Genomic DNA, 21287 nt, shown 5'->3' with positions numbered 1-21287 from the left:
CAGCGGCTTGGCGGCGGGCTTCGGTTTGGGTTTCGCTTCGGGCTTCTTCTCAGCGGGCGGATCCTTTTTGACCGGCAATGGTTTGTCGATCCGAATCTCACCTGTGCCGTCGGTCTGCAACATCGTTTCGCCATCGCGAGTGATCAACGTTTGAACGACCATCGTCTTGTGCGTGCCAGGTTTCGCGTCCGGTGCAACCTTCAGCATGAACTGAACCGCCTCTGATTCGAGCTCCACTTTCTTTTGAGGCTCTTCGCAGGTCACCCCGTTGGGGATCCCAACCAAGCGAACTTGAATGTCCCCTTCAATGTCTCGCCGTTTCGTCATCCCAACCGCGAGCATGGTCTCGGCGCCTTGTTCAGCCGCTGATTTCGGGAACTCAAAATCGAAGACGGGCTCTTCGACCTCTAGCATAATTGGCGCGGTCGACATCGTTGCTGTTCCGCGATTGGTTGGGAAACTGACCTGCATCACCATCGGCCAACTTCCAAGTGCGGCATTGGCATTGGCAGTGATCGGAATGATCACCTCGTTTTTGCCCTTCTCAATGCGTTTGCTATTGTTCACGCCGACGCCGGGCGGGTTGTAGAGCGTGCGAAACGAAACCGTCCCGTCAAAGCCTTCGTCTCGTTTGATGCGAACCAACAAATCCTTGCTGCCGCGGCGAAGCAAGGGAGTCTTCGGCTGCACCAACTCCACTTCGAAAGGCATCGCTTCACAAACTGCCAACGCGGCTTTTTCCGTGTCGTATCCAAACATTTCCCGCCGGTTTTGGCCCAACACCATCTTGTGGTGCTGCTTGAAATCACCTCGGATTTCACGATCTCCCAACTTGCCAACGCCCCCCACTTCAAAGAAGGCACCACCAAGCTCAGCCTCTTTGGTCGCATGGAGAACAACCGGGATCTCAACACGACCGGCTGGCATCGGGAACGTTTGAGCGGTCACGCCTTCTGGCAAACCTTCAACAAAGGCTTCAAACGTTTCGTTGAATCGGTTTCGCCGCGCCGTCAACACCATCGCGCTGTGGCCTCCGACGGGAACCGGAACCACCATCGCTTCATCGCGTCGGAGTTCTTTCAAAGTCAGTTCCAATGAGGGCTCACGACGGCTCAGTTCAATGACATAGTTGTGATTAGGACTGCCGCGGCGCAGGTGGTCGTAAACCCGCACAAAGTACTTGCCATCAGCCGCAGCATCAAAGTCGACCATCCCATCTGGATTGGGACCGATGTCATCGCTGCCCTTGAGTGTCTTTCCATCAGGACCGAACACATGAATCACACCATCAAGCGGTGAACGCAACGTCTTGCGAGCGTGCAATTGAACTCGGACGCGATCGCCTTTCTTGCATTCAAACGAGTACCAATCGTAAACGTCGCCTTCTTCGATGACGCCACACAGCAACGCAGGAAACTGTCCCGGCGAGGCCTGAGACTGCCCTTCGTTGGGTTCCGTTTCCGTGACAATCGGTGCGTCACTGACTCGGATCCAGTTGGGAGACGGTGAAACCCCGCGATCATCCTGGTGAGTGACAGGCCACTTCTCAACAGGCTGACTGGGAAGTTGCACACTGGACTGCGTCACCGTGCCGTCCACATCGACCAACTTCGCCTCCAGGACCTCTCCCTTGACGCCACCAGACGGGATCACGGTCACAGGACGAGGATACGATCCCACGTGCAATCGATACCCGCATACCTTGCTGGCCCCCAAAAACGAACTCTCACGAACCACGATCGTGTAATCACCCGCCTCTTCGGGAGTGAACGAACACAAGCCGTCTTGTTGCAGCAAAGCAGAATCATCGCTGACCGCCACTTCAAAACGATCCGAATTCAAAATCGCGATCGCAGGGTCCAAGATGTTTCGATTGCGAAGCTCCTGAACCAATCGAATGCCTTCGATTTCCACAGTAAGCTTTTGCCCGGCTTCCAAGTGAACCTTGAAACAATCCACATCTTCTCGATCGACATTGCCTTCGATCGTGCGGTCCATTTCGATCGTTTGGGGTTCTTCGAACGAATTATTGGGCTCGACCTCGTTGACAATTGGCATCGCCCCAACACCAATCAGATGCAGATCCGTGATTCCGGACCGAGTCACCAATCGGATTGGATACAACCCAGGTGCAAGCTTTTCATCCGCTTTCAACTTCACCGTCACCGATTTCTCATCGACCGGTTTGACTTCCAAGATTTCAACTCCTGGAAGGTCAGTCAAAACCTGCGTCGCGTCGCCAAGAGCACTACCGTGAAGCGTGATCGTGGATTCTTCCCCACGAACCACTCCCAGCGGTCGGATGTCGGAAATCTTCGGAAAGGCCGCCGATACGGAACCGGCCGCGAGCGTTGCACTCATGACCGCAACCAAGCCAAGCAACAGCCTGTTCACGACAGGGAAAGCAGAGGGAGCAACCAAAGCAGCCTGAGGCCTTTTGGCTTGGCAGGCTGACCGGAATGGCGTTCGGTCTGCGCAAGCAGGGAGATTGTCGTGTGACATCACAACAAACCTTTGGTGGAAAGAGGCGGGGCGGGATAGGTGGGATTGGACCAGTCGTGGCAAGAAGCCAGACTTAGGTCAAAATTTTCTCAATGACGTTTCCGCCATCAACAATTTCAATGGGCCGATCGCCAGGTGCCATCAGCTCTTTGTCTGCCACAATGCCTAACAAGCGATACATGGTCGTTGCCAAGTCAGCGGGCGAAACGGGATCCAGCTCAGGCTCCGATGCAGTCGAATCCGATGCACCGTGAATCAGGCCGCCTTGCACGCCGCCGCCGGCCAGCATCACGCTGAAAACCTTTGGCCAGTGATCTCGGCCTGCGTCCGCGTTGATCTTTGGTGTCCGGCCAAATTCACTGGTGACCATGACCAAAGTTTCGTCCAACAAGCCACGTTCGCTGAGATCATCCAACAGGACTGCCAAACCTTGATCGAACGAAGGCATTTGGCCGCGGATTCCCGATGTGATCGAGGTGTGCATGTCCCACGAACCGTAGGTCATCGTGACCAACCGTGAACCGGCTTCGATCAAACGACGACACATCAACATTCGCGAACCAGCCGTATTGCGACCGTAACGATCACGAGTCTTGTCGTCTTCTTTGGACAGATCAAATGCGGCTTTGGCTTCTGGCGTATCCAGCAAATCGTAAGCACGCTCGTAGAACGTGTTCATCGCACCAACATTGTCGGCGGATGTACCGGTGACGAACCGTTGGTTGACCATTTCCAAGGCGCGTTTGCGTCGCATGAAACGTGCTTCATCGACACCGCCGGCCAAGTTCAAATCGCGAACTTGGAAATCACTCCGAGCGGGATCCGCTCCCAGTGCGAATCCGCCATAAGAACTGGGCAAGTACCCGGTTCCTGCGTACTCGTTGGGAACGTTCGGGACGCAGATGTAGGCAGGCAAATTGTTGCGTGGGCCATACTCGTGACTGACCACTGCGCCAAAGCTGGGGTAGCTCAGCGCGGGACTGGGTTTGTACCCAGTGAACATGTTGTGCGTGCCGCGTTCGTGAGCGGCTTCCCCGTGGGACATCGAACGAATGACGCAGTACTTGTCGGCTCGTTTAGCCAACTGCGGCATTGCACTTCCAATCACTTCCCCCGTGTTGGTTTTGATCGTGCCCAGGTCGCCACGATATTCCATCGGGCTGTAGGGCTTCGGATCAAAGGATTCCTGCTGAGCCAATCCGCCCGGCAGAAAAATGTGGATGACACTCTTCGCTTTTGGTTTGACGAAGTCGTACTGTTTGATCTCTGCGGATGCTTCTCGCATCAGCAATTGAGGCAAACTCAGTCCAAGACCGCTGGCTGCTCCCGCAACCAAAAATCCTCGGCGATCAAACATGCCGGGCTGCGTCAGTGGGTTTCCGTGACAACGCATGTCTCTGATGCTCCTCAATTGAAGCGGGAAAGGGGTCCACCGTGATCAAGCCTTCACGGCACGTCACGAGTAAAACCCAAAAGGGTGGGACCAAACTCGATCAGGGCGATCAAGGTCGGTGAAAGGTGGGATCCAACATTGGTGGAGGGTTTTGTCGACTCTTCTTGCTTTGAGTTCGAAACGCCTCGCAACTTGAACGGCCACAAGACGGGTTCGTACCCTCAAAACATTCGCATCGTAACAAAAACACTCCTTGTGTCAATTAACGCACCGCCCCCTGGGGGGAAGCAGTCGATGGACCTTACCCCCTCCTTCTCGCGCACCGAATCAACCAACAGGGCCGTTTCCACGGACAATTTCCAACAATTCAATGGCTGGTCGATGGTTGCAGCGGATCAAAGCAGTCCGCCCGTACACAACATCTCCGATCGCCAAACCCAAGTGTCCAGCCAGTCGTTCTCCCGCGGTGACCTTCCAAAGGCGACACAACTGCACCTGCCGAAGGACATTGTTTTCGATCAACACCCTCCCCAGCGGAATCTCCCCGCTGGCGATCTGATGCCACACCGACCGCGAAAGAGCGGACGGGTCCAGCCGAACAATCCCGTGTTGAACCACCTGCTGAGTGTCTCGCGTGACCAACGTGATCTCTCGAGTGTAGGCCTCCGTCGCATCCAACTCTTCCGGCTTGGCGACATCCACCGCCTGAGCGACTCGGCCGTCCCGAAATCGATTGCGGCGGCGATGCACGACCACGTCAACAGGCTCCCCGTGATAGTGCTCGACGGTCACCGTCATGTGAGACTGATGATTCAGCAATGTGTCGAAAGGCTCGGGAATGTCCGTCGCCAATTCAAACTCGGCCAACTCCCCAAAATCGCTGTAAAACTCTTTCAACAGCGATTTCAAATCGACCTGTTCGGCGGACTCACTGAACGTTTCGATCTCAGAGGATGGTGAACCAGGAGGCATGAGCAACTTTCAAACGGAGTCCACATTGGTTGATGTTCTGTTCGTTCGAACAAGAACAAAACGAAGTCCCAACGCCGAACGACTAGCGAGCGACCACACCGATCTTCACGACCGCCGGCGAATTTGCCGACGCCCCATTTTCAGCATCGCCTGATGCTTCCGGACGCTCCAGAACGGTGTCGACCAAAAAGTACAGCAGACGTCGCAGATTCTCGTTTTCGATCTCGTCAGCAACTTGTTCCGCACGAGCCTGATGTTTTTCGATCAACTGCAAACTCATCTCGAACACGTTGGCTTTTTCATACAACTCGCGTGCCGTGCTCAATCGTTCGCGATCCGACAATTCGCAATCAGGTTCTGCCAAGGCGAGCAAGCGTTCCTTGTCGCTCTCATCAAGGTGCTGCAACGCCAACGCCCACAACAGAGTGGGGCGTCCACCGATCACATCCGCACCCGCAGTCAACTTGTTTGAATCGTCGCCTGCCCAATCGTTCAAGTCATTGATGATCTGGAACGCCACGCCCAAATTCCGACTGAACTTGCGAATCGGCTCTACCAAATCCGAAGCATCACCGGCCATTCGCACACCACTGTACAAAGCCGCTTCGAATGCCGGCGAGGTTTTCAGTGCATAAATTTTCAGTGCATCCAGTGGCGTCAAGCGACGATCTTTCGCGTCTCGCCAAAGCAACTCCGCACCTTGTCCTTCCGACAAACGAACGTGCGCGGCGGCCAAAGAATCCAGCAAATCGACACGCGTTTCCGCGTCGACTTCGTCGCCCATCACGTTGCGGCTGAGCAATCGGTACCCGAGCCCGATCAGGTAATCGCCGACGTTGATCGCCGTCGCCGTTCCAAATCGCTGGTGCACAGCGGGCTGGCCGTAACGGAACGCATCCCCGTCTTCAATGTCGTCGTGCACCAGGCTGGCTTTGTGGAACGTCTCGATACTCAAAGCCGCCCGCCGAACCGAATCGGGAACGCGATTGAGCACGTCTTCTCCGTCTGCGCCCGTGCCATCCCCCCCCTTCATCGCGTCGTACGCGGCCAAAGTGATGAATGGACGTGAGTGCTTGCCACCGCGGGCCAAGAAATCCAGAGCGATGGACTCGGTCGCAGCGATCGGGTCGACGCCTTCGAGTTGTTCAGGGGTCACGGCAGGTCGCGAGCCGTTTTCAGACGGGGTCGTTTCCAGCATGCGAGTGCCTGGCGAATAAGCCTCACCATCCAAACGGCTTTCCCGTTGACGCGGTGCCAGTCGCTCGAACAAGGTGTCTTCGAAAAGCAACCCAGCCGCTCGCATCAGGTGAACATAACTCTTCGTTTTCGCCGCGGCAGGCTTGTACGGCGTGCGAATCATCCGCTCCACCCAAGGCTCATCGACCTTGGTATTTCGGCAATCGCTCGACAGCAACGGCACCGCCATGCAGGGAATCCCTGCCAACAAAACTTTGTCGATCGCCTTTTCCAGCACGTTCAAACAAGCCACACCGACGACCGCGTCGACGTACCCGCCGACAATGATCTTCATCACCACTGGTGAACCTTCGGCCACCAACACTCGGTAGCCCATGTCTTCGGCGATCGAGCGGAAATCCGCGATGCTGCAGGCACCACATTCTTTGCAATTCATGCCGAATTGGTCGTACTCGGCAGGACAACCTTCGGCATGCTTCAAACAGTGAGGCAGCAAAAACAGCCGTCGTTCCGGCGGAACCGAAGCAAGCGCATCGGCCCAGAACTCGCTGCTGATCATCACCATCACCCAGCCAAGATAGCTCTCCGGCAAATCGGCCTCTTCGAGCATTCGGCGGGAAATCTGCTCCATCTCATCCTTGGTCATCGGATGAGAACGATCGAGCTTGGCAGCAACTTGGGCGCATCGATCTCGCAAGCTTTCCCGCAGGGCCAACGTTTCTGGCACCTCCTTCAAATGGCTCGTCTTTCGACGACGCCCCGAGGAGGTTCCGGGAACAGACACATCACTCGATGCGTTCTCATTCGGCGGGACAGATGCGGGTAGGGAGGGGGATCCGGTCGACAAGCCAATCACCTAAGTAGTTCGTCGCGTTGCATAACCCGGCCCAGTGCCGCGGTCGTGAAGACCAGCGGATAAAGCCGCTCGTAATACCAAAGTTTGGCAAAATAAAACCCGATCGGCCAAGCCACCTGGTGACGCTCGCGTTGCACAGCATCGATCAGCCAGCGGGTGCCCGAAAGTATAGCCGCTCGCAGCGACGAACGCATCGACGCATCCCATGGGCTTCCCCCCGAAATGTCGTTTGAGCCAGCCTGCCCGCCCTCATTCCGCGGAATTCGTGCCCACCAACTCACCAACGCCTCCACCGCGAGCGCCGTTTCTTCCACGGAACTGATGGAACCCTCGGGCAACTCAAAAGTTTCGCGAACAGATTCGCCGCCGCCCCACCCCCCGTCATGGTTTTGGCTGCCGATCAAATACTGCAACCCTCGCGAAATCGCATCGTGCCCCAACGCTGGACTGGCGTCGACCAACACTCGCGACGTCCCGTAAATCGGGTTGTCTTCCTCGGACCGGTCCTGATTGCCAAACCACAACGGCAACCACGATCCGTCGGACTGCTGATTCTTTCGCAGGAAACGAAGCCCCTTCTGAATCGCCCGCTCTCGTTTCCGAGACTCCCGTTTCGGCAGACAAGCGATTGCTCGAAGCGCATGCGCCGTCAAATCATTGCTGCTCCGGTCAAACGGCAACTTGCCCCATCCACGACAAAATGTCGGCCAGCCACCATCACGATTCTGCAACCTCAACAACCAATCGACACCGCGATCACAAGCTTGCCATGTTCCCGCCGCATTGTGAGAGCCCGAACCGGTTGTCTGAGTCATTGGCCACTCACGCGAAAAATCTTCTCCCAGTAACTCGGGCTTCGTCGTCGCCTGCATCCGAAGCGAGATGATCGCACCAGGAGTGTCATCGGCGTCCGGCACCGAACCCGTCAAATCCGTCCACCCCCAACCGCCTGGATCGGCTCCGGTGAATGGGTGCCGTTCCTGATACTGGCATCCACGCTGCCACTGGATCAGTTCGTTCGTCGACCAAGACCGATCATCATCTGGGTCCATCGCCAGCGCCGTTGTCGCGAGTGAAGTCACCCAGTTGGCAAGGTTCGTATCGATCGGCCAACTCCCATCGGGCAACATCGACTCGCGCAGAAACCGCAGCCCATTTCGAGTCACCTCGTGCATCGCCCGTCCGCTCGCCGAAAGCGACATCACCACAAACGCCGTCAGCGGAGTCGCCTCCAGGTACCCGCCACTGGAAGGCTGCATCGAAAGCAACACCTTCATCGAAGGTTCGATCGCCGCTCGGCGAACCAACGACCATGGCGGCAAACAGCCACCACCTTCGAGAAACTTCACCTGCCCAATCGCAACCAGCGCCGGAACCGCATAACTGACAACGGGCATCCCCACAAATCGATACATCGACTGCGGGACAACAGCGGCCTCAAACGGCAGTGCTGAAACCTGCTCCCATGGAACCAATCCAGCAATGGCCATGTTGGTCAGGATCGGAACAACAAATGTTTTGTCCTTGCCATAGCGTTTCCGAAGCCCATCGATTTCACCGGCCGCCTCAATCCAGCCCTTCAAACGCGCGACCGCATCCGCATCCGTCACTTCCCCGACGACTTGATCCGACAAAGCCCAGGCGGCCAGCACCAGATAGCTTGTTGCAATGTTGCTGTGACTGCGATCCGTGTCGCCAAAGCCGCCGTCTTCGTTCTGCTGAGTCGCCAGCCCAAGACGCCCATTCTGAATCTGCTGCAGCAGATCTGCGACGTCCGCACTGGGTAACTCGCCCGACCGCACCGCCGCACTCATCGCACTGATCGCAGTCGCAGTCGACAACGCCGAGGCGGACAATTCGCCGATCCAATGACCGTTCTCGGTGCGCTGCGCCAGCAGTTCGCCTCGCAAACGGTCCAGCGTCCCACGCAATTCGCGTCGGTCCAAACCTTCCCTCACAGAATTTTCAACAACAGCCATCATCTTCCAAACAAGAAACGTTCGACCAAACGAACCACTATTCAAACACACCGCCGGCCGTTGTCGCACCACCCCTTGCGATCATGCCCACCAGCCACGAACACAAACCGGATCCAACGAAGGCGACCAAGGTCCATCCAGCGTGTCACCAGCACCAAGCAGTCCACTTCAAATTGCAACGGTTCATCTTTTCCAACGCGCAGCCTCGTCATAACCCGCAAAGCCTCTGCAGAGCGTTCTTTTTTACAGGATCACGTTGCGTTTTCGCAGCATGCGCACTGTTTAGGTCGTAGGGTTGGGTGAGCCATTTCAGGCACTCTGTGAGGGTGTCCGACACACTGTCAAGGAAATCAGAAACATGCGACAAGCAGCGCCTCCCCAACGTCCCGAAGCAAATCGCCAGGAACAATTCGAGCAGATCAAACGCCGAATCCACGGCAAGCTCGTCGACAAATTGGATCTTTCGCGTGTTGGTGACCTTCAAGGCGACACGCTGAAACGTGAAATCCGCATGGTCGTGGAACACCTCTGCGACGCCGAAGACACGCTGCTCAACCGCCAAGAGCGTGAACGGATCGTCGACGAAGTCTTGGATGAAACGTTTGGACTGGGTCCCTTGGAATTGATCCTCAAAGACCCCAAAGTCAGCGACATTCTGATCAACGGCCCCAAGAACATCTATGTCGAGAAGGGCGGCCAAATGCAGAAGTCCGACGTGGAATTCCGCGACGGCAAACACCTCCTGCAGATCATCGACCGAATCGTCAGTAAAGTCGGCCGACGTGTTGACGAAACTTGCCCGATGGTCGACGCACGTCTCGAAGATGGCTCTCGGGTCAACGCGATCATCCCACCCTTGGCTCTCGACGGTGCCGCGGTTTCCATTCGTCGTTTCGGCAGCAACCCGCTGCGACTAGAAGACCTGTTGAACTACCGAGCGTTCACGCCTGAGATGGTGATGCTGCTCGAAGGATGCATCAAAGCTCGCCTGAACATGATCATCGCCGGTGGTACGGGTTCCGGTAAAACGACTCTGCTGAACACGCTGTCCTCGTTCATTGGCCACGAAGACCGAATCGTGACAATCGAAGACGCGGCCGAGCTTCAGCTTCAACAAGACCATGTTGTCCGTCTCGAGACTCGACCACCCAACATCGAAGGCAATGGGGCCGTCACCGCGACCGACCTCGTGAAAAACGCCCTGCGGATGCGTCCTGAGCGGATCATCATCGGGGAATGCCGTGGCGGTGAAACACTCGACATGCTGCAAGCCATGAACACGGGTCACGATGGATCGCTCACCACGATTCACGCCAACACCCCTCGCGACGCGATCGCTCGTCTGGAAACACTGGTCATGATGTCAGGTTTCGAATTGCCTGTGAAAGCGATTCGACAACAGGTCAGCGGTGCAGTCGATGTGCTGATTCAGGCCAACCGACTGCAAGGCGGCCCACGTCGCGTCACCGCGATCACCGAGGTCGTCGGGATGGAACAAGACACGATCATCCTGCAAGACATCTACCGATTCAACCAACAGGGCATCAACTCCGAAGGCAAAGCCCACGGGCAATTTGTCTGCAGCGGTGTTCGCCCCAGCTTCATGGACAAACTCGAAGCCGCCGGCGTGCGACTGCCCGCCAGTGCGTTCCGTGAACGAGTCATGATGGACGCCTAGTCAGCTCGAACCGCCGATCGTGACGCTGAATTCATTGGCAACACGATTGGCGAATCGATTCAGAAGCACTCTTCGATAACTTACGCTCGACTCTCCTTTTCAATCAACGCTCCCATGTCATCCATCATCATCATCGTCGCCGCTGGGGTCTTTGTTGCCTCGCTCATCGCGTTCGGTGCATCTGTCTTGATGCCTTCGGAAGAAACGACCGCGACGGAAGATCGCTTGGCCCAATTGGCTCACGGGAAACGCGGGGCAGAGTCCGAGAACGCCTCCCAGTCCTTTTTGTTGAATGACTTGGACGACACGACCGGCATTTTGAAGATCATCATGGACCGCATCCCGGCAGTCCATAAGATCCTCGAACAGGCGGACATTGACATGACGGTCACGAAGTTCGCCATGATCTGCGCGGCATGCTTCTCCGCCGGAGTCCTGCTGTGCGTTGTGACCCCGGTGCCAATCTTGCTCGGCCCCATTGTCGGCGCCACATTTGTTGGTGGACCAGTTTTCTACGTGCTGTTCAAACGCAAACGACGACTGAAGCGATTCGGCGAACAGATTCCAGAAGCGTTGGAATTGCTCGGCCGCTCGCTGCGTGCAGGTCACTCGCTCAACGCCGGCTTCGGTTTGGTTGGCGAAGAAATGGAAGCTCCCTTGGCGACCGAATTTCGCCGCTGCTTCGAAGAACAGAAGTTCGGCATTCCGCTGGACGAGTCCATCGAAGACATGGCACAACGCGTCCCCAACATGGACCTTCGATTCTTCGCGACCGCCGTGATCCTGCAGCGACAAACCGGGGGTGACTTGAGCGAGATCCTCGACAAGATCGGGCACCTGGTTCGCGAACGATTGCAAATTTTGGGAACCATCCAAGCCCTCACCGGAGAAGGCCGCATGAGCGGTGCCGTGCTGCTCGCTCTGCCCCCTGTGCTGTTCCTGGTGATGTTGAAAATCAACGCAGAATACGTGCTGATGCTCTTCACCGATGAACTCGGACGTTACGCACTGGGCATGGCCTTGATCACTCAGGTCCTCGGTGCCTTGGCGATCAAGAAGATCATCACGATCAAAGTCTAGACCTTGCCTCGCTTCGCACTTCTTCTTTCTTTCGCTCATCGCACTTCGCACACCCCAGTCCCATGTTCACATTCTCAATCGCTTCCGAACTCATCGGCTTCATCAGCCCGTTGACTCTGACCACCATCGCGATTTTTGCTTCGGTGACATCGTTTGCTTGGTTCGTCCTGAGCAAAGTGGGCGGTGACAACCAAGCCCCTGCTGAATCACGCCTCGAGCGTTTGAAAGAAAACAAACGCGGGATCCGTGATATCGCTGCGGACGAGAAACAACGCACCAAAAATGAAGCTCTCGCGGAAGCCTTGGAAAAGGCTGCGACACCCATCGCCAGCTCCGTGTCCGGCAATGAAGCCGAGATGGGGATGCTGCGTGAAAAGCTGGTCAACGCTGGCTTTCGACGTGAAAGTGCTCCGATCATTTTCAAACTGATTCAACTCGTCTGCACCGGCATCGGCTTGATGCTAGGCGGTGTCACCGGCGCTGCCCTGGATGGTCTGACCCAGGGGATGATCATCAAATTGTTGCTTGGCATGATCTTTGGCTTCATGATTCCATCCCTGGCCCTGAGCTTCCTTGCCAGCAAACGTCGCGAAAAGATCTTCTTAGGTTTGCCAGACGCATTGGACTTGATGGTTGTCTGTGTGGAAGCCGGGTTGGGTCTCGACCAGGCACTCCGGAAGGTGGCCGAAGAAATGCAAAAAAGCCACAAAGCCATCGGCGAAGAATTCTCGATCTCCAACCAACAACTGCAATTCGGTCGCCCTCGAGGCGAAGTGCTTTCGGGGCTGGGCTATCGCAGCGGCGTCGACGACCTGAAACAACTCGCCTCAATCCTGATTCAAGCTGACAAGTTCGGCTCGAGTGTTGCTCAAGCACTTCGTGTGCAAAGCGATTCAATGCGAACCAAGCGTCGCCAAATCGCGGAAGAAAAAGCAGCCAAGACGGCCGTGAAGATGATCTTCCCGCTGGTGCTGTTCATCTTCCCTGGCATCTTCGTCGTGCTGGTTGGCCCCGCAGCGATCAACATGTATCGCCAAATGCTTCAGTGAGCCCGACCGCGCACGGCAGCCCGGCAAACTCGCCAGCTATTTCAGCAAGCGTTCGACTGCTTCCAGCAATTTCTCAATCGCAAATGGCTTTCGGATGTATTCGCTGACGCCGAGCAACTCTGCGTAAGCTTGGTGGCGACTGCCTTCATTGCCCGTGATCATGATCACAGGAACAGGCAATTCGCTTTCACGACGCATCTTTTCAAGCACCAAGAATCCACTTCGCTTGGGCATCATCATGTCCAAGATCATCAACTGTGGATTTTCACACTCCGCCAACGCGAGTGCCTGATTGCCGTCTCGGGCAACCACGACTTCGTATCCGTTGGATTCCAAAGCGTACGAAACCGCCTCGATGATTTCCGCATCGTCATCCACAACAAGGATTTTCGCGGTGGAGGTGGTGCTTTCTGTCTGGGCAGAGGTATTCATCAAGTGGCGATCAATTGGCGGAGAAATCGATCGGTGACAATCCCTCACTGGGACGAACCGTCGAATTTTCCGCGGTGGACTCGGGGCGTGGTTGGACGATGTTATCAAAACACCACCGATCCATGTCACGCAACGCCACCGCGTTCATGACATCATCGCCTCGGTACTGACGAATTTCAACACGAGCCCGGATGGATTCCGCCGCCAGGATGCCACGCTTCAATTGTTTTGGGCAATCATCCACGCCATTGATGGCTTGCTGCCACAAAATCGGTAAACGTCGCTCGCGAAGTCGGTGGTACTCTCTCATCACCGATTGATTGGACGGGAACTCTCCCCCCAGCATCGCTACACCGCCAAATTGCTCGGGCTCCATCAACGCGATTCGGCAGGCCATGGTCGCACCGCTTCCATATCCAGCGATCAAAATTCGATCGGGATGAATCGACATCTCCGATTTCGCATGCTCGATCGCTTCCATCACGGATTGCCGAGCGGAGGCGATCGACGATTTACCTTCCGCCCAATCAAACCCCCATCCCCTCACGTCGGTGGCCAAGTTACCTCGAACGCCAACGCCGACGTAGTTCCGAGTACTAACGTGCGGAAGAACCTGCTCGATCTGCAATTCGTTGTGACCGCTGTGGTGTAGCCAAACGACCAACGGGTACGCATAAGACGGCGTGTAGTGCAGCGGCGCGACAATCGACAGCGGGCGACGTGGCTGCGCTGCCCTCGCCGCGGCAGGTTCCGGAGAGGGATACGAGCGAATTCGGCTTGCAAACGGGTCGCTCATCTTTTGTCCTGAATCGGTCAGTGGGTAGTCCGCGAAAGGCGACGAGGGGAAACTAGTTTCACGCCGCCTTCAATGTCAACGTCGAAAAGTCATCGGGTTCCGGATCTCACTCCGAACGAGGACATACCAACACCTTCATTTGCTCCGCGTCACCGGCATGCAAACGGTCGAACCACTTCGGACCATCCGCCAAAGAAATTTTGGCTGTGATCAATGGCTCGACGTTGATCACACCACGATTCATCAGATCGATGCACTGCGGGTACTCACCGTTGCAACCACAGGTTCCCTGCAAACGAATCTCACGCGTCACGACGGACTGCAGTGGCAACTCAATCGTCGGTGAAACGTTGCCCACCAAAGTCACTGAACCACCTTTGCGAACCGATTCGATAGCTGTTTTGATCGTTGGCGTGGCGCCGACGACTTCCAACGCCACGTCCGCCCCACGTCCGCCCGTCAATTCGCGAACTTTTTCGGGCACGTCCACCTGATCAGCTCGCAACAACACATCCGCCCCCAACGATCCAGCGGTTTCCAATCGCTTGTCGTTCAAATCCACAGCGATGACCTGAGTCGCTCCCGCCGCGCGCACGGCCTGGACCGCCAACAAACCGATCATTCCGGCCCCGACAACCACAGCAGTGTCACCCAACCGGATCGGTGTCAACTCAGCGGCGTGAACCGCAACACTGACCGCTTCGACCAAAGCAGCGTGTTCAAACGGCAGAGTGTCAGGAAGTCGATAGACAATCCGGCGAGGAACCGAGATACGTTCCGCGAACGCACCATGACGTCGATAATCGCCACAGGAAACACCCAGGACCATCCGGTTGTCACACAGGTTCCCGTGACCTTCGCGACAGAAGTCACAATTCCCGCAGGACACCATTGAGTCAAACGTGACGCGAGCCCCAAGTTCCAAATCCTTGACATTCTCGCCCACTTGAACCACCACACCAGCAGCCTCGTGCCCCATCACCAAGGGCGGGATGCGACGGCCGGTGCTGCCGTCGTAACCGTGGATGTCGCTGCCACAAATCCCGCACGCTTCGACCTGGACCAAAACGTCGTCTGGCCCCACCTCGGGCTCGTCCACGTCTGTCACTTGCATGTTTTTGTACTCGGTCAACAACAATGCCTTCATGGTGCAACGCTTCAGGAGAATAGGTGGAGGAAAAAGACAGGACGGATCGGGATTCTATGTCAAATCAGCGAGCAATGAAACGATGCAACGAGAGAATGAAGCACCTCGTTGTGACGCCCGATTCAATTCCGTCGCCATGACCAATTAAACTGCCGATCTCGCCAATCGTTTCGCTGTTCGTAGCGATTGCCGAGATTCCATGGAGTATCGAATGCAGAAGTTTGGCGGAACTTCGATTCAGACCCCAACGTGAATCGATTTAGAACCAACGACTGAAGTCCAACCACCCATCCTTGAACAGTCTGTTTTCAATGAAACGATCCCGCCTTCACCTCTCGAGCGGCGTCACGCCGCTGGCTTTGATCTGTCTCGCAGTGACCTTCGCCACAGCCGCTCTCTATTCCAGCAATTCCTTTGCCAGCAAATCAGACGCGGCGATCCAGGTCGAAAACCACGAGACAGATTCCGTCGTCCGTTACAGCGTGGTCTTGCTGCGTGGCACGATGCCGGTTGCTTCCGGCAACTCATTGACGATCGTCAACGAACAAGCCCCTGCCAGTGCGAAACCAGTCAAAGCACTGACCGACGGAGGCCGGTTCAAGGCGCTGGTTGAACTCTCGGAGGGAAAAAACATCATTCGATTGGAACATGCTTCCGCACCGACAACCGAATTGGTGCTTCACTACAAACCGCAAACCAATCCCCATTACGTACGATTGATTTGGATGACGGATCAATCAGGAGCAACCGAATTCGCAACCCCCGACGATTCCGTCACTCAGGACTACGAGAATCGGCTTCGCACGGCGGCCTTGTTGATGCAAACTTTCACCGCCGAACGAATGAAGGACCTGGGCTACGGCCCCCGCACCTTCGCGTTGGAACATGACGAAAACGGACAAGTCATCGTGCACACATGGAAAGGCAACGAAGACAAACAAGACTACTACGCACAAGCTGACAACAACCGCTGGTGGCCACGTGTGCGACGCTGGATCAACGAAGAACACCCGGACCCGATGGCCAAGAACGTCGTCCTGGCAGCTTACACTCGCAAAGACCCGCGAACGGGCACGATGCTCGGACACACCGCGCTCGGCGGAGCCAACCTGGGACTGTTCGGCAGTGCGTCGGTATTCAGTTGGCCTCGCGACATTCAATCCGCAATGGAAGTTTTCCAGGACGATTCCTCAGTCGATGCAACTCGCGTCCACGATGACAGCGCTTTCCGCGGAAGGATTTGGGCGTTGGCATCGACAACGATCGGCGCGACGTTGCACGAGACCGGCCACGCGATGGGACTGCCTCACTGCACCGACAACATGGGCATCATGACGCGAGGGTTTGATCACTTTCATCGCGTGTTCACGTTTGCCGACCCGCCGAGCAATCGAAACAAGCACACCCGCAAGTTTTCAAATAAACAAGAAGCCTACTTTTCACCCGTCAGTGCATCGTTCCTTCGCTGGAGCCCTTGGTTCCAACTCGACGCCACCGGCAACCAATCCTCCCGCCCCAATGTCGAAGTCGACGAAGCAGCGAAACTCGTTCGCATCCACAGCGAATCCGGCATTCCCTGGATCGGGTTCCATTCCAAAGATCGAATCGAAACCTTTCGCGAATATGGCTCGCACGAGGCAGACGCAGCCGACCATCCCAAATCGCTCGAACTCACATTTGAAGAAATTCAAGCCATGAAGCCCGGAACAGCGATTCATCGAATGGTGGTTTAGGACAGCAACGGCGCGACTCGGAACGTCTCGCTGCCGCAACCTGCCAACTGACATTCCTCATCGATTGAAAAATGGCGGATCCGGACGTGTTTTCGCCATTTCTTATTCGATCGGTCACGTTCGACTGTTAAGCTGCTGTGGCAAATGTCGAGAATTTCACTCGACCCGATCCCGCTTCGCTGCGTATAAGGAAGACATGAGACCAACCGCGTGGACCCGAACGGCACTTCGAGCACCAGCTTTGCTGGCTGCGCTCGCGTTGTGCATTTGGCCCATGTTGCAACCACCATGTTGCTGCGCCGCGTCGGTCACCCAGGACGGTTCGGTAGCAACATCATGTTGTTCATCAGCCGAACCAGCCGCCGCTTCCTGCTGCCAATCGACCGCATCGGACTGTGCTGAGGGAAAGGCTTCGAACTCTGGTTCCGAATGCCTCTGCCAATGGACGTCCCAGTGCGACTGCGATGTCCGGTCGGCCCTGACTGACTCGTGGGTGAGTTCACGCGTGCTCACGGTCGATGACCAACCCGTCACATTCAGCATGCCGATTGGCCTGCTAGAAGAGTCTCTGCACCCAGTGCCTTCCCCTTCGTGGAACCAGCAACTGGATTCTTCATGGCAATCTGCCGTGACGTCGCGAGACCGCTGCGTGCTTCTGTGCCGCTGGCTGAATTGAAGTTCAAGACGAAGCTGACAAAGACAGTTTGGTTTGAATTTTCAATTGAAGTTTCGGTTCAATAGGAGCCACAAAGATGTTACGTACTTCCATGATGTTTGCCGCCACCGTGTTGGTTGGCGTCGCGATTCTGTTCGCTACTCGAAGCGCGGTATCGAACGAGAATGCCTCCGCCGCTGGTGGAAAAGCCTGCCCGTGTGGTCAGTGCGAAGTCAATTGCGATTGCTGTGTGAACGGCGATACCAGTTGCGATGACTGCTCGTGCGAAACCTGCCAATGCGATGGCTGCGAGACGGCTGACAGCTCAAACGCCGCTGCAAAGATGAGCTGCTGTGCCGGCTCGTCCTGCGAAAATGCTGCCGGTGAGCCGGTTGCGAAAAGTGACTCGTTGACTTCCGCCGTCGACGCCGCCTGCATCTGCGGGCAATGCGACGCTGGCTGCAACTGCTGCCTGGACGAATCGGTCGACTGCGACAACTGCAGTTGCGACAGTTGCCAGTGCGACGGTTGCGTCGATGCACCTGCCACGGGTGCCTGATCCACTGTCCCGCGTTGACGCTTTCACGGCGTTGACCTCGGCATGATGAAAAGACAAACACCTCGCCGAGTCAGCTCGGCGAGGTGTTTTTCAATGTCTCATTAGAATTCAGTTTCAACGACTCCCACTGGTCATCTTCGGTCTGATCCTCGGCGGCGTTCTTGCCCATCGGGAGGAACCGATGCGACTTGAGCGGCCACCTCCGGCGGCATGTGATCCGTTGCGCGACGCCCGGTCAATCGATCGCTCCACCGACGTCCCGCGCTAGGCCCTTGAGGACCAGGAGCGATCAAGAACACGGTTCCCAAACCGAAAACCAATCCGGCGAACAACGATCCAAAGGTGACCGAGATCCCCGACATTCCTTCGGGTGAGTCACCGACCTGTGGTGGTCCGAGCTCCGCCAACAAGTTCGTCGAAAGAGCAGCGGAACGGCTGGCTTGAGCTTCCCCGAGTGCTGCCTCGGCTTCTGCCAATTGCTGAGTCAATGCTTCCGCGTCGCTATCGAGTTTGGAATAACTCGTTCGCACGCCGGCCAACCGGCTCAACTTTTCATGCAGTTGATCCTGTTTGTCACGGAGTCGCTGAACTCGGTCGCGAGCCAATGCCAAGGTTGGCTTCATCGCTCGAACCGCAGCACGAGCCTCTTCCAACATACGGGACGTGATTTCTCGTTCGGTGGTGATCGCAGAGCGTCGTCGTGGGTGCAGTTCGGTGTACACACTGGCCAATCGACTCGATTCGATTTGTGCGTCAATCAAACCGTCTTTCAATCGTTGAAGCGAAGGCTGGCTGGAAAGCAACTCATCGCCACTGACCAACAACTGACGTGGGTCTTGCGACCCGGCGATCAACAATTGCTGCAACGCATTCAATCGTTCCAGTTCAAGTTCCGCCAACTGCAGTTCTTTCGCGTTCTCTTCCATGGTCCGGCGGTTGGCACCATCCCCCGAGATCGCATCGTTCAAATTCCGCAATTCGCTGAGGTCCGAACCAAAACGAACTTCGATTTCGTTCATTTTTGCCAAAACCGAATCCAGTTTCTGGCGTGTCAAATCACGTGCGTTGGTCAATTCGATGATGACGCTGTCAGCACGGATTCGACGAACCGTCCTCAGGTGACTGCTCAAGTTATCTAACAGCGCCCGGCAAAAATCGGATGCACGTTCCGGCGTTTCCGCTTCAACCTTCAGGTAGACCAGTTCACTGTTGCCAAATTCGCTGCCTTGCGGTGCGACCACGTTGACGCGTTTGTTGGCAACGGTGTCGACCAAGGTTGTCGATGGAAAGGACTCATCCTCTTCCCCATCCACCGGGCCGATGTCACGCAGCGCGGCAGCGACCACTTCTGGGTTGCGAGCCATTTCGAGCAACGTTTCCTGAGCAGCTTTCAAATCCGTTTGACTAGAAAACCGGCCCAAACGATCCACCGCTCCAGTCGCTTCGTCGCGAAGCACGAGCGGCTGACGCGCCGCCCAGCGGTCGCTTGAAAACAATGCGGCTCCTAGTCCTAGCACTCCAAACAAGACGGCCGCTCCACACCAAACCGGTGCGAACAAAACCAAAACATTGCGAATGTGTTTCCACGGAATGGGTGCTGCTGACATGTTGGAACACAAAATCTAAAAGGAGATTCAAAGAATATTCCCCCAACACTAGGACGCCCTCCATGCGCACCCCAAAGAATCTCTGCGGGTTCAAAGAACCAAACCATCAAATCCGTGCGTTTCAATCGACCTTGCGGGCGGTGACGTTTGTATCGGTCAACTCCTCGCGATAACGACGGCCCAACTTGACGTAGTGCTGAGCCCCTTCGCGAGAACGCAGCAGAAGCGATTCGCTCACCTCCTTGATCGGTTTCGCGGGCGTCCCCACCGCGAGCATTCCTGGCGGGATCACCGTGCCTTCAGTGACGAGAGCCCCCGCCGCGACGATCGCGCCTTTACCGATGGTGGCGCCGTTGAGAACAATCGCGCCAATTCCGATCAACGCATCGTCTTCGACGGTCGCACCGTGCACGACGGCGGAGTGCCCCACGGTCACGCGTTCTCCGATCACGCACGGCATTCCGGGATCACAATGCAAAACGCACTGGTCCTGAACATTGCTTTGCCGGCCAATCACAATTTTTTCCGTATCGCCTCGCATCACCGCCCCAAACCAAATGCTAACGTCCTCGGCAATGTACACTTCCCCCAACACAGTCGCGTTGGGAGCAATGAACGCCGACGGGGCGACCAAACTTTGATCCGTTTCACTGGTCACGACCGCAGATCGTCGCGTTCGCTCCGGTGGCCCCGAGTCAGCTTGTTCGGTTGTGGATTGGTGATTCAAATCATTCGTTGACATGGTAAATCGGTTGCAGGAAGAGCGAGAAAACCTCGAACGCGATGAACTCGACCCGGCGGAGGTCGCGCCGGAGTCTCCACCGCCAATCCCACGTGGCGTGCTGTCACGATTGGCGATCTCAACATTCGTGTTGTGCATCCGATGGTACCAAGTCGTGATCAGCCCGATGATGGGGCCGAGTTGCCGATTCACTCCAACCTGCAGTGCCTACGCCATCGAATCGATTCAAAAATACGGAGCGATTCGCGGTGCCTGGCGATCCATCAAACGTATCGGCCGCTGCCATCCCTGGAACCCAGGTGGCTACGACCCGCCCTAGCCGACGAGCATCAAACATCACGCCACACCGAACGCTGCAACCTTCGCGATTCCCAGATCGAGACGGCGTGTTATCATCGCCGCATGCCCAATGCCGCCTCACAAACGACCGACGCCTTCGGTCCCGGCTGGATCATTTCCGGCGGACAAACGGGAGTCGACCGTGGTGCCTTGGACGCAGCCATTGAACTGAACCTGCCGCATGGCGGATGGTGTCCCGCAGGGCGGATCGCGGAAGACGGTCGCATCCCCGATCGTTACTTGCTGCAAGAACACGCGTCCCGACATTATCCCGATCGAACAGAACAAAATGTCATCGACACCGATGCAACGTTGATTTTGTATCGCGGCAAAATCTCGGGCGGCACCGCATTGACGAAGCGAATCTGCGGCCGGGAATCGCGACCGTATTTGGCGGTTGATCTGTCATCCCCCAAGACGGCTGCCAAGCGAATCCGAACCTGGCTCGACAAAGTTCGCCCCGCGAACCTCAACGTGGCAGGCCCACGCGAAAGCAATTCGCCTGGAATCAGCGACCAAACACGGCAACTGCTCACTCACATTTTTCGCGGTGGCGGCGGCGACATTCAGT

Annotated in this window: 17 protein-coding genes; 7 read left to right on the top strand and 10 right to left on the bottom strand. The window is 56.3% G+C overall.

The window, feature by feature from the left end:
* From ACF8AM_RS19020 to ACF8AM_RS19000, 5 genes are all read right to left on the bottom strand, one after another.
* Positions 1-2361: pre-peptidase C-terminal domain-containing protein (locus tag ACF8AM_RS19020; RefSeq protein ID WP_392557164.1), on the bottom strand; the 2361-nt coding region annotated here is incomplete at its 3' end.
* Between the two features lie 214 nt (positions 2362-2575).
* Positions 2576-3895 (bottom strand): DUF1501 domain-containing protein, encoded by a 1320-nt coding sequence (locus tag ACF8AM_RS19015; RefSeq protein WP_392557163.1) that lies wholly within the window; start codon positions 3893-3895, stop codon positions 2576-2578.
* A gap of 327 nt (positions 3896-4222) precedes the next feature.
* On the bottom strand, positions 4223-4867 hold the full coding sequence (locus tag ACF8AM_RS19010; protein WP_392557162.1) for a hypothetical protein: 645 nt from the start codon (positions 4865-4867) through the stop codon (positions 4223-4225).
* A gap of 82 nt (positions 4868-4949) precedes the next feature.
* Positions 4950-6920 (bottom strand): polyprenyl synthetase family protein, encoded by a 1971-nt coding sequence (locus ACF8AM_RS19005; protein WP_392557161.1) that lies wholly within the window; start codon positions 6918-6920, stop codon positions 4950-4952.
* On the bottom strand, positions 6917-8902 hold the full coding sequence (locus ACF8AM_RS19000) for a prenyltransferase/squalene oxidase repeat-containing protein (RefSeq protein WP_392557160.1): 1986 nt from the start codon (positions 8900-8902) through the stop codon (positions 6917-6919). Before ACF8AM_RS19000 ends, ACF8AM_RS19005 begins: the two co-directional genes overlap by 4 nt.
* A gap of 355 nt (positions 8903-9257) precedes the next feature.
* On the opposite strand from ACF8AM_RS19000, the gene ACF8AM_RS18995 reads away from it, so the two are divergent.
* From ACF8AM_RS18995 to ACF8AM_RS18985, 3 genes are all read left to right on the top strand, one after another.
* Positions 9258-10577, top strand: a complete 1320-nt coding sequence (locus ACF8AM_RS18995) for a CpaF family protein (RefSeq protein WP_392557159.1) — start codon at positions 9258-9260, stop codon at positions 10575-10577.
* Positions 10578-10691: 114 nt separating this feature from the next.
* Positions 10692-11657, top strand: coding sequence for a type II secretion system F family protein (locus ACF8AM_RS18990; protein WP_392557158.1), 966 nt, complete (start codon positions 10692-10694; stop codon positions 11655-11657).
* A 62-nt stretch (positions 11658-11719) separates the two neighbouring features.
* Positions 11720-12706, top strand: a complete 987-nt coding sequence (locus ACF8AM_RS18985; protein ID WP_392557157.1) for a type II secretion system F family protein — start codon at positions 11720-11722, stop codon at positions 12704-12706.
* Positions 12707-12742: 36 nt separating this feature from the next.
* Here the strand turns inward: ACF8AM_RS18985 and ACF8AM_RS18980 are convergent, their stop codons facing one another.
* From ACF8AM_RS18980 to ACF8AM_RS18970, 3 genes are all read right to left on the bottom strand, one after another.
* On the bottom strand, positions 12743-13138 hold the full coding sequence (locus ACF8AM_RS18980; protein ID WP_392557156.1) for a response regulator transcription factor: 396 nt from the start codon (positions 13136-13138) through the stop codon (positions 12743-12745).
* 10 nt (positions 13139-13148) lie between these two features.
* On the bottom strand, positions 13149-13934 hold the full coding sequence (locus tag ACF8AM_RS18975; protein WP_392557155.1) for an alpha/beta hydrolase: 786 nt from the start codon (positions 13932-13934) through the stop codon (positions 13149-13151).
* A gap of 106 nt (positions 13935-14040) precedes the next feature.
* Positions 14041-15081: a galactitol-1-phosphate 5-dehydrogenase gene (locus tag ACF8AM_RS18970; RefSeq protein ID WP_392557154.1), complete on the bottom strand. Its 1041-nt coding sequence runs from the start codon at positions 15079-15081 to the stop codon at positions 14041-14043.
* A 311-nt stretch (positions 15082-15392) separates the two neighbouring features.
* On the opposite strand from ACF8AM_RS18970, the gene ACF8AM_RS18965 reads away from it, so the two are divergent.
* Together ACF8AM_RS18965 and ACF8AM_RS18960 are read left to right on the top strand one after the other, a co-directional pair.
* On the top strand, positions 15393-16814 hold the full coding sequence (locus tag ACF8AM_RS18965) for a metallopeptidase (RefSeq protein WP_392557153.1): 1422 nt from the start codon (positions 15393-15395) through the stop codon (positions 16812-16814).
* Positions 16815-17566: 752 nt separating this feature from the next.
* A complete protein-coding gene (locus tag ACF8AM_RS18960) occupies positions 17567-18028 on the top strand; it encodes a hypothetical protein (RefSeq protein WP_392557152.1) in 462 nt (153 codons plus the stop codon).
* Positions 18029-18159: 131 nt separating this feature from the next.
* On the opposite strand, the gene ACF8AM_RS18955 is transcribed toward ACF8AM_RS18960, so the two are convergent.
* On the bottom strand, positions 18160-19635 hold the full coding sequence (locus ACF8AM_RS18955) for a hypothetical protein (protein ID WP_392557151.1): 1476 nt from the start codon (positions 19633-19635) through the stop codon (positions 18160-18162).
* A 121-nt stretch (positions 19636-19756) separates the two neighbouring features.
* Positions 19757-20377 carry a gamma carbonic anhydrase family protein gene (locus tag ACF8AM_RS18950; protein WP_392557150.1) on the bottom strand — a complete coding sequence of 207 codons (621 nt, stop codon included), beginning with the start codon at positions 20375-20377 and terminating at the stop codon, positions 19757-19759.
* Here ACF8AM_RS18950 and yidD point away from each other — a divergent pair.
* Both yidD and ACF8AM_RS18940 read left to right on the top strand, forming a co-directional pair.
* Positions 20376-20696, top strand: coding sequence for a membrane protein insertion efficiency factor YidD (gene yidD / locus ACF8AM_RS18945; protein WP_392557149.1), 321 nt, complete (start codon positions 20376-20378; stop codon positions 20694-20696). The two genes, ACF8AM_RS18950 and yidD, sit on opposite strands and share 2 nt — an antisense overlap.
* Positions 20697-20779: 83 nt before the next feature.
* Positions 20780-21287, top strand: a 508-nt coding sequence (locus tag ACF8AM_RS18940) for a putative molybdenum carrier protein (protein ID WP_392557148.1), incomplete at its 3' end; no start/stop codon positions are given.

The organism is Rhodopirellula sp. JB055, assembly GCF_043100905.1.
In the GTDB taxonomy this organism is placed as follows: domain Bacteria; phylum Planctomycetota; class Planctomycetia; order Pirellulales; family Pirellulaceae; genus Rhodopirellula.
The sequence above is the reverse complement of the archived record's forward strand: the minus strand, read 5'-3'. Positions and strand labels throughout refer to the sequence as shown.